This is a genomic window from Microbacterium sp. ZW T5_56 (assembly GCF_044987425.1).
Taxonomy (GTDB): domain Bacteria; phylum Actinomycetota; class Actinomycetes; order Actinomycetales; family Microbacteriaceae; genus Microbacterium.
Genome location: NZ_JBJDRI010000035.1, coordinates 16,454 through 29,197, shown reverse-complemented (window position 1 = coordinate 29,197; position 12,744 = coordinate 16,454). Strand labels below are relative to the sequence as shown.

At 66.2% G+C, this 12,744-nt stretch carries 11 protein-coding genes; 4 read left to right on the top strand and 7 right to left on the bottom strand.

Going from position 1 to position 12,744, the window contains the following annotated elements; translation table 11 throughout:
* The first annotated feature begins 167 nt into the window (after positions 1–167).
* A complete protein-coding gene (locus tag ACI3KU_RS15395) occupies positions 168–977 on the top strand; it encodes a hypothetical protein (protein WP_404923193.1) in 810 nt (269 codons plus the stop codon).
* A 122-nt stretch (positions 978–1,099) separates the two neighbouring features.
* On the opposite strand, the gene ACI3KU_RS15390 is transcribed toward ACI3KU_RS15395, so the two are convergent.
* From ACI3KU_RS15390 to ACI3KU_RS15370, 5 genes are all read right to left on the bottom strand, one after another.
* On the bottom strand, positions 1,100–1,450 hold the full coding sequence (locus ACI3KU_RS15390) for a protealysin inhibitor emfourin (protein ID WP_404923192.1): 351 nt from the start codon (positions 1,448–1,450) through the stop codon (positions 1,100–1,102).
* Positions 1,431–2,528 (bottom strand): M4 family metallopeptidase, encoded by a 1,098-nt coding sequence (locus ACI3KU_RS15385; protein ID WP_404923191.1) that lies wholly within the window; start codon positions 2,526–2,528, stop codon positions 1,431–1,433. Before ACI3KU_RS15385 ends, ACI3KU_RS15390 begins: the two co-directional genes overlap by 20 nt.
* 156 nt (positions 2,529–2,684) lie before the next feature.
* Positions 2,685–3,845, bottom strand: coding sequence for an acyl-CoA dehydrogenase family protein (locus tag ACI3KU_RS15380; protein ID WP_404923190.1), 1,161 nt, complete (start codon positions 3,843–3,845; stop codon positions 2,685–2,687).
* A gap of 176 nt (positions 3,846–4,021) precedes the next feature.
* Positions 4,022–5,005 (bottom strand): M15 family metallopeptidase, encoded by a 984-nt coding sequence (locus ACI3KU_RS15375; protein WP_404923189.1) that lies wholly within the window; start codon positions 5,003–5,005, stop codon positions 4,022–4,024.
* Between the two features lie 69 nt (positions 5,006–5,074).
* On the bottom strand, positions 5,075–5,881 hold the full coding sequence (locus ACI3KU_RS15370) for a D-alanyl-D-alanine carboxypeptidase family protein (protein WP_404923188.1): 807 nt from the start codon (positions 5,879–5,881) through the stop codon (positions 5,075–5,077).
* Positions 5,882–6,017: 136 nt separating this feature from the next.
* Between ACI3KU_RS15370 and ACI3KU_RS15365 the strand changes: the two genes are divergently transcribed.
* Both ACI3KU_RS15365 and ACI3KU_RS15360 read left to right on the top strand, forming a co-directional pair.
* Positions 6,018–6,935 carry an NADP-dependent oxidoreductase gene (locus ACI3KU_RS15365; protein WP_404923187.1) on the top strand — a complete coding sequence of 306 codons (918 nt, stop codon included), beginning with the start codon at positions 6,018–6,020 and terminating at the stop codon, positions 6,933–6,935.
* Positions 6,936–6,994: 59 nt separating this feature from the next.
* On the top strand, positions 6,995–8,041 hold the full coding sequence (locus tag ACI3KU_RS15360; RefSeq protein WP_404923186.1) for an Rv2578c family radical SAM protein: 1,047 nt from the start codon (positions 6,995–6,997) through the stop codon (positions 8,039–8,041).
* Between the two features lie 102 nt (positions 8,042–8,143).
* Here the strand turns inward: ACI3KU_RS15360 and ACI3KU_RS15355 are convergent, their stop codons facing one another.
* Together ACI3KU_RS15355 and ACI3KU_RS15350 are read right to left on the bottom strand one after the other, a co-directional pair.
* The gene (locus ACI3KU_RS15355) at positions 8,144–8,692 is read right to left on the bottom strand and encodes a YceI family protein (protein ID WP_404923185.1); all 549 of its coding nucleotides are present in this window, start codon (positions 8,690–8,692) and stop codon (positions 8,144–8,146) included.
* Positions 8,693–8,884: 192 nt separating this feature from the next.
* The gene (locus ACI3KU_RS15350; RefSeq protein ID WP_404923184.1) at positions 8,885–11,329 is read right to left on the bottom strand and encodes a DEAD/DEAH box helicase; all 2,445 of its coding nucleotides are present in this window, start codon (positions 11,327–11,329) and stop codon (positions 8,885–8,887) included.
* 438 nt (positions 11,330–11,767) lie between these two features.
* On the opposite strand from ACI3KU_RS15350, the gene ACI3KU_RS15345 reads away from it, so the two are divergent.
* Complete coding sequence (locus tag ACI3KU_RS15345) at positions 11,768–12,688, top strand: aldose 1-epimerase family protein (protein WP_404923183.1); 921 nt, start codon at positions 11,768–11,770, stop codon at positions 12,686–12,688.
* Positions 12,689–12,744 lie beyond the last annotated feature (56 nt).

The window sequence follows — 12,744 nt, the reverse complement described above, 5'->3', positions numbered from 1 at the left end:
TCTGCTCGCACCGCGGCGCCTCCGTGCTCAGCGACAAAGCCGCAACATCGCGAGAGGAGAGGGTGCGCGCCACGGGTGCTCATCCCCCTCATCTCGTTCATCCGTGCCGGTGTACCAGGAGCGAGGGGCGAGATAGGGTCGATTGCGTCAGCCACGGAGGAGGCATCATGTCCACACCATCAGAGCCCGACACGCAGGCTTCCCAGACCGGTGCCGCAGCTTCCGGACAGCCCACCCCGCCGAACACCCCGCAGTTCCCCGCCTCGCACGGCGTGAACCAGCAGGCACCGGCCCCGCATCAGTGGCCTGTGCAGCAGGTGCCGTCGGCCCAGACGTACGCAGCACCGCAGCAGGCGCCGTCGGCCCAGGCGTACGCAGCACCGCAGCAGTACCCTTCACCCGAGCAGTACGCAGCACGGCAGCAGTACGCAGCACCGCAGCAGTACGCAGCACCGCAGCAGTACGCAGCACCCGAGCAGTACGCTGCACCGCAGCAGTACGCAGCACCGCAGCAGTACGCAGCACCGCAGCAGTACGGCGCGCCTCAGCCACACCCCTCGGCACCACTACAGTCCCCCTCTGCGCCACAGCAGTATGCCTCCACGGCACCGGCGGGGTCCGCGCCCGCGGCAGCTGATCCCGTGAAGAAGCGGGCAACGCTCGGAATCATCCTGGGTGGCAGTACCGTCGTGCTGGGCCTGGCGCTGTACATCCTCCAGACCATCTTGTTGCGCGTCCTCATCCAGAATGGGAGCTACGAGGCCTACGGCGCAGTGACCACGGCGATCAACTGGCTCAGCGTGCTGGTGATGGCGGCACTGGGAGTGATCGCCCTCATCCTGGGCATCAGTGCTGCCAAGACTGGTCAGCACCAGGTGCGCTCAGGCATCGCGATCGGCGCAGGCGCACTTGCCGCGGCCGGATCCGTCGTTACCCTGATCCAGTTCGTCCTCAATCTGACGCTGACGACGTTCTGATCTGCCGCTGACGACGTTCTGATCTGCCGCTGACGACGTTCTGATCTGCCGCTGACGACGTTCTGATCTGCCGCTGCCCGCGGTTTCACGAGCGGACGCGCCCATCTGACGAAGATCCAGAATCAGGTCGTCGACCGCGGTGGAGAATCAGCTGCACGAACAGCCTCGACGAGTTCGCGCCATGGTCCTGAGAGGTGCGCGTCAGCGATGACCTGCTCGTGCTGGTCGTGAGGAAGCTGGACCCGAATTCGCCACAAGAAGCGGTCCGCGCCCGGCTGAGTGCTGGTGTCGCCGTCCCACGGGCAACGCTGGATCAGTACCACCCACTGGCTCTCATCCTCCGCCGGCGGCACCACAGTCCACGTGCGAGGGACACCGGTAATTCCCCCGCTGCGGACCACGGTGATCACGATGTCCGCGTTGTGCCCTTCGCCACCGTCCGCCGTCTCATCGTCACCCTGACTTCTGCTCATTGTTCGACCTCGCAATCACACCCACCGTCGTCCATGCGGCGCGAAGCGCCCGCAGCGTGGCTCGGTCGACCTTGCTCGCCTCCGAAATCGTGGCCTCGGCAAATTCTACGAAGGTGGCGTTGGTCCGCAGCCCACTCGAGAGTGCGCGATACCAGACGCCCCCTGCCCTCTCCCAGGCCTTGCCACCGAGCTCAAGCGCAAACAACGCAAAGGCTCGATTCGGTATGCCGGAATTGATGTGCACTCCGCCATTGTCCTCCGAGGTGCGCACATACCCACTCATGTCAGCTGGCTGTGGGTCGGTGCCCAGGTCCGGATCTTCATAGGCGGTCCCCGGGTGCAGCATCGACCGCAGCGCAACACCATCGACCGAAGGCGTGAAGATCCCGGCGCCGATCAGCCAGGTAGCTTCATCGGCGGACTGATCGAGCGAGTGCTGCTCTGTCAGCACCCCAAAGACATCAGCGATCGACTCGTTGAGTGCACCCGACTCACCCTGGTACTCCAGTTCACCCGAGTGCTGGATCACCCCGTGGCCCAGCTCGTGACCGATGACGCTGAGGGAAGCAGTGAACCCTCGGAACACCTGCCCGTCGCCATCGCCGAACACCATGCGCTCACCGTCCCAGAACGCGTTGTCGTAGTCGGACCCGTAGTGCACCGTGGCATCGAGGCGAGAGCCGAGTCCGTCGATCGAGTTGCGCTCGAAGGCATCGAGGAGCATCTGGAAGGTGCTTCCGAGGCCGTCGTAGGCCTGATTGACCGCGGCATCGGCAACCGGCGCCTCACCCTCGGCGCGTACGAGAACGCCGGGCAGCGTTTCGGAGCCCTGCGCATCTCGAATCGTGCGATCCGGTGCTGCTTCGACAGACGCCACCAGGGAGCCGTTCTCGTCGATCGACAGTTCCAGCTGTGCGCGTCGCTCCGCGGGCGGTCGGCCGATAAGCGTTTGGCGCGCTGCGTGAGCCGCCTGCGGATATCGGTTGGATCGCGCGAGTCGGTCGAGCAGATAGGAGGGCACGATCCCCTGGTGGCGACCGGCGGTCTTCTTTCGTTCGTCTTCGGTTGCGTTCATCATGTCGTCCTCCGCTCGCAGTGGTGACCTGACCTTACGCCGGGCCTCCGACAGCAGCAGGAGGGTTGTGCACAGGCGAGAAAGACCTTCGACGGGCGGCGCGAACACGAAACGCGGGTCGGCTCCAGTGGAACCCGACCCGCGCCTCAGTGAACCAGGTCAGCCCTTGATCAGCTGGCGTCCGACGATCTCGCGCATGATCTCGTTGGTGCCGCCATAGATGCGGTGGACGCGGGCGTCCACGAACGCGCGCGCGATCGGGTACTCCATGATGTATCCGTAGCCGCCGTGCAGCTGGACGCCCTGGTCGAGGACCTCCCACTCGCGCTCGGTGGCGTAGAACTTGACCTTCGCAGCTTCCTCCGGCGTGAGCTTCTGGTCCCCGTACAGCAGGATCGCGCGATCGACATAGGCCCAGAGGGCGTCGACGGTCGTAGCCATGTCGGCAAGGCGGAAGTAGGTGTTCTGGAAAGCGATGACCGGCTGGCCAAACGCCTCACGGCTCTTCGTGTAGTCCAGCGTCCACAGCAGACCGGCCTCGGCGGCCGCAGCCGCAGCGACGCCGATCGAAAGACGCTCCAGCGGGAGGTTGCGCATCAACTGCACGAAGCCGTGCCCTTCGACGCCACCGATGAGGTTTGCGTCCGGGACGAATACATCAGTGAAGCTGAGCTCCGCGGTGTCGTGCCCCTGGAAACCCATCTTGTGCAGCTTCTTGCCGTGTTCGAAGCCCTCCATGCCGTTCTCGATGAGAATCAGGCTGAAGGCGTCGGGGCGATTGCCCTCCCCCGTCTTCACGAAGGTCACGACCACATCTGCCGTCGCCCCCGAGGAGATGAAGGTCTTTGCGCCGTTGACGACGTAGCCGCCATCGACCTTCTTCGCCGTGGTCTTGATACCGCGAAGGTCGGATCCAGCGCCTGGCTCCGTCATAGCCAGGGCACCGATGATCTCACCGGTCGCCATGCCCGGCAGCCACTTCTGCTGCTGCTCGGGGGTGCCGAAGTGCGCGAGGTACGGAACCGCCAGGTCGTCCTGAATACCGAAGGCACCCGCCAGCGACCCGAGGCCAGCCTTGATCGTCTCCTCGTTCACGATGGCGCGGAAGCGGTAGTCGAACAGCATCCCGGCACCGCCGAAATCGTCCGGCACAGAGAGTCCGATGATTCCCGCTTCACCGGCGGCACGCATGGTCGCACGGTCCACCTGACCGTCGGCGTCCCAGCGCTCACGCGCCTCGTTGGTTCCGTAGCGCTTGATGAACTCCTTGACGACGTCGCGGAACGACTCGTGATCCTCGTCGTAGATGTTGCGGTCCATCGGGCTCCCTTTCTGACTTCTCGGTGCGATCGACAGCGATCACCCGATTCGCGAGTCTAGGCGAGTTTCCGCGCCGAAAACAGGGTTTGGTGGGATTCCGTTCCAGTTTTCAGGGAACTGGGTTTCACGATTGTGGAAAGTCTCCACACCGCCCTATCGGCGCCGCCGCCCGATGCTCAGGACGCGTAGTCGGGCGCTGCCGGGAGCCCGAAGAACTCCTCCAGCGTATGAAAACCGCCGTCGTGATACGCCGCGGCCAGCTGCGGGCCGATGTATCGCAGGTGCCACGGCTCGGCCTCGTAGCCGACGATGTCGTACGCGCCTTCTTCGTACCGGACAATGAACCCGTAGCGCCACGCGTTCTCGCTCACCCAAGCCGAGGTCTGCGTGCCGCCGAACGACTCGATGGAGCCGCCGGGAAGCTGCACATCGACGGTGGTGCCGAGTTGGTGCTCGCTGAATCCGGCGCGCGCGCTGGTGCGCTCGGCCGACTCTCCCTCGGCCGCCAGCTGGCGACCATGATTGCCCACCTGATAGGAGTACGACCGATATCCGCTGTTCGCGACGATGTCCGACATGCCCGCCGCCGAGGCGTCGCTCACCATTGCGGCGAACGCGTCCGCGGATGTCTGGCGCATCAGCTGCCCCCCGGAAATGGACACGAGGTCGCTCGGCTCCCATTCGAGGGGCTCGATCGCACGGAGTTTGTCTACGACAACCCATGAGCGGGCAGGGTCACCGAGAGAGAAACATGACGCGGCACCCGCGGCGATGGCCTCACGAACGGCGTTGCCGCCACCCGCCGCGACAACGGCCGCTTCGTCAGCTCCGGACGCAAGCGCGTCCGCGACGCCCGGGCGATCGCATACGCCTGCGGACGACACCGGGTTGGCGGCGGCGAACTCCGGGACTGGAAGCGACGCAACGCCCTGCGGTCGCGGCAGGACACCCGAGGTGAGATCCGCGCCGATGGGCGCATCGCCGCTCGTGGAGCCCGAGTCGTCGAACGCCTGGGCGGTCGGCTGTGACAGAGCGGCCTGGCCGGTGACCCCGATGCCCACGCAGACGACGGCCAGCGCGACGACCCCAGCGGTCAAGAGGACCGAACGTCGTCGCGCTTCCCGCGCGCGATGGCGCGCGATCGGCGAGAGCATCTGCATCACTCCAGTATGTGCACAGTTCGGGTCCGAAATGGCCCCTCCCACACCGCAGGATCCCTGAGAAGATCCTCATCCGCCCTGGGGAGGAGTCAGCGAAACGGGCAGTGCGAAGAACTGCTGCAGGGATCCGTAGCCCCCGTCATGCAGCGCGCGGGCGATCTCGATGCCCACGTACCGCAGATGCGCCTCCCGACCAGCCACGGTCGTGATCCAGCCGTACTGCCACGCGTTCTGAATCAGCCAGGAGCCCTGGCTCGTGGTCGCGATCTCGGCCGCTGAAGCGCAGCCTGCGCCGACACACGCGAGCACATCAACCGCAAGTCCCGTGCGGTGCTCAGCGGCACCGGGATCCGCTGCGCTCGCCTGATCGGCATACCCCGCCGCCAGCGCGATGTCACCGACGTCGGCGGCAAGCAATGCCTGATGCACCTGATCGATCGACTCCGCCGCTTCCGCACGCAATCGCGTGTCGGCGATCGATGGCGTTTCTGGGAGGACGAGATCCGGCGGCAACCAGCCGGACGGGACCGGTCGAGCTGCATCGGCGACGACCCAGATACGCGTCGGATCGCTCAGGTCGATGCAGTCCGCACGCGCGGAGACCACCGCCGCTCGCAGGGACGCGCCGCCCCCAGCGGCAAGGACCATTCCGCCGTCGTCGTCGGCGGCGCTCGCCTCTCGCATGGTCGGCAGGTCGCAGATCAGACGTGATGCCGCCGCTGACCGCACCTGCGGCACGGGAAGAGCGGACACCGTGGCTGGCCAGGACTGCGCGACAGCCGCCGGTTCCGGTGCCGCATCTGTCCCACCAGCGGCCGCGGCGACGGCTGCGGCGATGAGTGCGGCACCCCCGATCGCGAAAGCGACGAGGATCATGGCTCGTCGTGGCACCGTTCGACGCGCGGGATACGACGGGCGGGACGATGAGTGCTGCATGAGAATTCCATCATCTCGTGGGGTACGGACATTCCCAGAATCAGACTCTCCGGGACGGGAGTGGGAGGATCAGAGGATGGGAACGCAGCGCGCCATCATGTACGACCGGACCGGGGATCCCGGCGAACTTCACATCTCGACGGTGCCGGTGCCCTCCCCCACGGAGGAGCGAGCGCTGCTGGAGGTTCACGCCGTCGGGATCAACCCGTACGATGTGAAAGTTCTCACCGGAGCCGCACCCCGCGATGCCGCGTTCCCACGCGGAATCGGCAGTGATGTTGCTGGCATCATCCTGGCTCTGGGTGACGACACCAGCGCGTTCCAGGTCGGCGATGCGGTGATGGGGTGGGGGCTCAACACGCTGCGCGAACAGCTCGTGGTGCGCACGAGCAGCGTGGCCCGTGTCCCCACCGGCCTTCCGCTCGACACCGCAGCCGCTCTCGTCACGCCCTCGATCGCTGCAACGGCCTGCCTGCGCGCGGTGCCCGTCTCGACTGATGACGTGGTGCTCGTCCCCGGGGCGAGCGGGTCCGTCGGCTGGATCATCGCCCAGCTCGCGACGCGTGCGGGCGCACGAGTCATCGGCACCACTGGTGCGGCGTCGCACGACCGCCTTGCGGCTGCGGGGATCACCCCGATTCCCTATGGAAGCGAGCTGGCCCCCGCGCTCACCAAGACGCTGGACGGCGCCGCGCTGACCGCCGTGCTCGGCGCGGCCACCGGTGATGTGATTCGCATCGCCCTCGATGCCGGCACCGCGCCCGAGCGCATCGTGACTCTGGCGGGCGATGAGACGGCGAGTGAGTTCGGGGTGGTATCCGCCGACACCGGACGGCGGACGATCGACCAGGTCAGCACGGTCGCCGAGTTGGTGGCCGCAGGCGTGATCGAGTTCGATGTCACCGCCACCTACGCACTGACGGAGACGCCCGCTGCCTTCGAGGCAGTCCGTTCTGGCCATGGCGGCAAGATCGTCGTTCATCCCCAACGCTGATTCGTACACATATTCGAATCTAGCTTGACAAGAGGCTCGGATTTCTGTTCTATTGCTCTATGCGTTGGCAAGGACAGGAACTCGGAGTCGCAGACACCGCGGCGCTCCCGGGTATGGAGACCATGGACGGTTTGGTGCGGTCAGTCACCACCCCGGAGTTCGCCGGCATCACCTTTCACGAAGTGCTCTGCAAATCCGCGCTCAACCGGGTTCCGGTGCAGTCGCGGATGCTCTTCGAGTGGACCGTGAACCCGTACCGCGGTTGCTCCCACGCCTGCGTGTATTGCTTCGCGCGGGGTACCCACACGTACCTGGACTTGGACGGCGGTCGAGACTTCGATACCCAGGTGGTCGTCAAAGTCAACGTTGCGGAGGTCCTGCAGCGCGAACTGTCTCGCGGATCATGGGAGCACGGTCAGGTGAACCTTGGCACGAACACCGACCCCTATCAACGCGCTGAGGGGCGATACGCGCTCATGCCCGGGATCATCGATGCTCTGACCACGAGCGGAACACCGTTCGCTATCCTCACCAAAGGCACACTGCTCCGGCGAGACCTTCCCCGCCTCACCGAGGCCGCTGAGCATGTCGACATCAGTATCGCCATGTCGATCGCCGTATTCGATGACACCCTGCAGGAGTCCATCGAGCCCGGCACGCCCACCACGGCCGCACGATTGGCCACGGTGCGGGCTGCGGCGGATGCCGGCCTGCGGGTACGGGTGTTCCTGATGCCGATTCTCCCGCACCTCACCGATTCGATGGAGCTGCTGGACGACGCACTGTCACGCATTCGCGCCGCCGGGGCAAGCGAGGTGGTGTGGGGAGCACTGCATCTGCGAGCCGGTGTGAAGCCCTGGTTCTTCGAGTGGCTGGAGCGCGAACGCCCCGAGCTCGTGTCTTCCTACCGGGGCTTGTTCCCTGGTGTCTCGACATACGCTCCGAAGGGATACCGCCAGTGGCTGGCCAAGCGCATTCGTCCGTTGATCGCGGCGCATGGCCTCCGAGCACGCGCCGACGAAGACGCCCCTGAGATGCCTCGACGCTCTTCTCTCACACCCGTGCGGCTGGTGCAGCGCCCACCCCAGCCGGCGATGCTGTTCTGAGATGTCATGCCGTCCGCCCAGAGAGACAGCGATGCGCCACCCCGTGTGGGATGGCGCATCGCGAGAGACGCATCAGCGTCGCGTCAGAGTCTGAGCAGCAGCTCAGGCGTCCTTGACGACCGAGATGTCGAGGTTGATCTTGATCTTGTCAGAGACCAGCCACCCACCCGACTCCAGAGCAACGTTCCAGGTGAGGCCCCACTCCTTGCGGCTGATGGCGAGGTCGCCTTCGAAGCCGGCGCGCAGAGCACCGTTCTGGTCGGTGTGAACGCCACCGACCTCGACGTCGATGGACACGGGCTTGGTCACGCCCTTGATGGTCAGGTCACCGTGAAGGGTGAATTCCTCGTCATCCTTGACGGAGATCCCCGTGGAGTGGAACTCCATCGTAGGGAACTGCTCGGCGTCGAAGAAGTCAGCCGAGCGCAGGTGGTTGTCGCGATAGTCCTGGCGGGTGTCGATGCTGGCGGTCTGGATGACCACGTCCACCTGCGCCTGGTTCTCGTCGGTCACGTTGATGGCACCCGAGAAGTCGTCGAAGCGGCCACGGACCTTGGTGACCATGGCGTGTGTCGCAGCGAAGCTCACAGCGGAGTGTGCGGCGTCGATGGTCCAGGTGCCGGCGATGGTGTCGAGCGCAGGAAGTGTCATATCAGGTGTCCCTTGGGTGAAAGATCGTGTGCGCGCGAACAGCGCGTCACTGGATGCCAACGAGGCTACGCGAACATCTATTCCCGCGCATGCAGTTTTCCTGATTCTCTCCGGCAGTTCATCGGATTCACACCGATACGTCACAGGGCCGCCCCGATGCGGGGCGGCCCTGTGAACGACAACGAACGCGGGTCAGGCGCTGAGCTGCTCCAGCGTCATTCCGCCCGTGAGCTCGTCGAGGATGTCGTCACCCGGACGAGCCTCCTCGAATGGCGCGGCGATCTCGGCACGCTCCAGCAGTTCGGTGATGCGACGCTTGCGCGCGCGGGTGATGAGCGTCACGACACGACCGGCGTTGCCGGCTCGGCCGGTACGACCGGAGCGGTGCAGATAGGTCTTGTACTCGTCGGGCGCGTCTGCCTGCACCACCAGGTCGATGTCATCCACGTGGATTCCGCGCGCGGCCACATCAGTTGCCACCAGGACGTTCGCCCGACCGGAGGTCATCTTCTGCAGGTTCCGCGTGCGCTTGGCCTGGTTGAGGTCACCGTGCAGCGCGACCGCGGAGATTCCCGCGTCCTCGAACTGCTCGGCGAGCATTTCCGCATAGGCGCGGGTGCGGGTGAACACGATGGTCTTGCCTTCGCGGTCCACCAGCTCCGTCAGGATGTCGGCCTTGTCGCGGTGCTCGATCACCAGCACGCGGTGATCGATCGTTCCGGAGTTCTGATCCTCGCCGGCTACCTCATAGACAGCGGGGTTGACGAGGAATTCGTTGACGAGCGCCTCCACCTCGGTGTCGAGGGTGGCGGAGAACATCAGCTTCTGGGCACCGTCGGCAGCCCGACGCAGGATGCGCTGCACCGGCTCGAGGAAGCCCAGTTCGCACATGTGGTCGGCCTCATCCAGAACAGTGACATGCACCTCGGAGAGGTCCAGCTTGCCCTGGTTGATCAGGTCCTCGATACGACCCGGCGTGCCGATGATGATGTCGACACCCTTCTTCAGCGCACCGACCTGGCGCGCCTGGGGCACACCGCCGTAGATCTGCGTGGTGAACAGGCCCACCGAACGCGCGATCGGCTGGATGGTGCGGTCGATCTGCAGCGCAAGCTCGCGCGTGGGAGCGAGGATCAGCGCAGAGGGTGCACGACCGAACTCACGCTTCACACCAGCCTTCGCCCGCAGAACGGACTCTACGAGCGGTGCACCGAATGCGATGGTCTTACCCGAGCCCGTGCGGCCACGGCCCAGGGTGTCGCGCCCCTCGAGGATCACGGGAATCGTGGCTGCCTGGATGGGGAACGGACGCTCCGCGCCCAGCTCGCTGAGCACGCGCACGATGTTCAGGCCAAGCCCCAGACTGTCGAACGTGACATCGGCCACATCGTCCGCCGTCACGGCTTCCGCATTCAGACGCTCGCGCACGACGTCCTCGCTGTCTTGGAATGCCGGCTTCTTCGCGTCCGCGTTCCAGTCGGAGCGGTTGTTGGACGTCCGCTGCGGACGCTCGTCGAAGGACCGACGCGGACGGTCATCGAACGACCGCGCGGGCCGCCCGTCGCGCTGCGGACGCTCATCACGTGAGAAGCGGTCACCGGAGCGCTCGTCGCGCGAGAAGCGCGGGGCGCGGTCGTCGCGCGGCGCACGGTCATCGCGGCCAGCGCGGGAGCCGCGGTCTTCGAAGGAACGCGCAGGACGGCCCTCGCGAGAGAAGCGGTCCTCCGAGCGAGGCGCACGTGCGTCGCGGTCGAAACGCGGAGCGCGGTCGTCACGGTTGAAGCGCGGCGCACCCTCGCCACGGGGGGCACGGTCATCGCGGTTGAAACGGGGAGCGCGGTCGTCACGGTTGAAACGGGGAGCACCCTCGCCACGGGGGGCACGGTCATCGCGGTTGAAACGGGGGGCACCCTCACCACGCGGAGCGCGGTCATCGCGGTTGAAACGGGGAGCGCGGTCATCGCGGTTGAAACGCGAAGCACCCTCGCCCCGGGGGGCACGGTCATCGCGATTGAAGCGCGGGGCACCCTCACCACGCGGAGCGCGGTCGTCACGGTTGAAACGCGGGGCACGGTCGTCACGGTTGAAACGCGAAGCACCCTCACCACGCGGGGCACGGTCGTCACGGTTGAAACGCGGCGCACCCTCGCCACGGGGGGCACGGTCATCGCGATTGAAACGCGAGCCGCGGTCCTCGAAAGAACGCGCGGGACGGTCATCACGAGAGAAGCGGTCGCCCGAACGAGCCGGACGGTCATCACGAGAGAAACGGTCACCCGAACGAGCGCCACGATCATCACGCGAAACGCGAGCGGCACGGTCGTCCGGGCGTGCGGTGCGGTTGTCGCCACCACGGTTGCCGCGGAAGTCGTCGTCGCGGCGGGCGCGGCCACTGCCGGCGTAGTCGCCACGGAGGTCGCCACGGGGCGTGCGGTCATCACGGCCAGTGCCGATGCGGGTGGACTCGTCGCGGCCAGCCTTCTCGGCCGAGCTCCACCGGCGCTTACCCGAGGCGTCAGCGGGCTCGGAGAAGCCGCGGTGGCCACGACCGATCGACTTGGACGCCTTGGCGCGCTCGCCGTAGCGGGGGTCGAAGTTCTTGGGGGCGCGAGCGCCTTGTCGGGTGTTCTTGGGCATGCGTGATTGACCTGTTTCGTAAGTATCGCCAGCGGAGTGGGGCGTCATCATGAGACGCTCACCATCGGCCACCGAAGCTCACACAGATCCGTGCAGACGGGGCACGGTGCTCGAAGCCGACATCCCAGGGTACACGCACCTCCTGAACAGCGCCTGTGGCCGGGGCACCGATCCGTCGTGTGGCCGTGGCACTGAAACCTCCTGCGGCCGGGGCACTGAGCCCGCCATGCTGATCCCATCCGCCCCGCTCGCGACCGCCTGTGCCTCTCCGGCGTCGAGCGACCTGCCCCGTCACACGGAGAGCGCGCAAAACCTCTACGCCGAATGACGCTTGGGCCCGCCTCATCATCTCACTGCCCCTCTCCCCGCCCGCACAGCGGAGGAATGAATCGTGTCATCCGCCCTTCGCTTCCACGGTGCTCCCCTAACATGGGGCGGGTGAGCCTTGACCCCACCGGAACCCAGATCCACCTCAGCATCGAGCGCGACGGCCGTGTCGTCACGGCGGGCGTCGGACAGGTGGGTGCCGTGCTGCGCGGCGTCACCGTGGACGGTGTCGATCTCGTTGCACGCTTCCCGGAGGGGACGCCGGCCCCGAGCTGCTCGGGTACCGTGCTGGTGCCGTGGCCGAACCGCATCCGCGACGGAAAGTGGACTCATGAGGGCGAGGTGCACCAGCTCGCCATCACCGAACCGAAGCTGAACAACGCCATCCACGGCTTGCTGCGTTACACGGCCTATGTCGTGAGTGAGTCGGATTCGTCCGTGACCCTGCGCGCCAACGTCGTCCCGCAGATCGGCTACCCCTTCACTCTGGAGACGGCCGTCACCTACGCCCTCACTGCCGAGGGCGTCACGGTCACGCACGTCATCCGCAACTCGGGTGAGGAGAGCGCGCCGATCGCGATCGGAACCCACCCGTTCATCACCGTGGGCAACGCTCCCGCCGCCGAGCTGACCGTGACCTCCACCGCTGCCGAGCACATCGTCGTCGACGAGCGTCTCCTGCCGGTCGAGACCGCACCCGTCACCCCGGAGCTCGATCTCCGCGGCGGTCGCGTCCTCGCCGACCTGCACCTCGACACCGCGTACGCGTCGCTCGCCTTCGATGACGACGGTCGTTCACGCCACCGCATCACCGACACTGCCGGAAACTCCACCGTGCTGTGGCAGGACGAGCAGTTCGGGTATGTGCAGTTCTACACGGGCCGCGACTATCCGGGTCAGGACGTCGCACTCGCCTGCGAGCCGATGACGGCCCCCGCCGACGCATTCAACTCGGGAGAGGGCCTCATCTGGCTTGCCCCCGGTGACACCTTCACCGGCTCCTGGGGCATCTCCTACGAACCCGCGGCCTGATCCGCAGCCGCTCTCACCACGGCTGAGAGCTGGAAAACGCCGCTCCGAGTCACCTC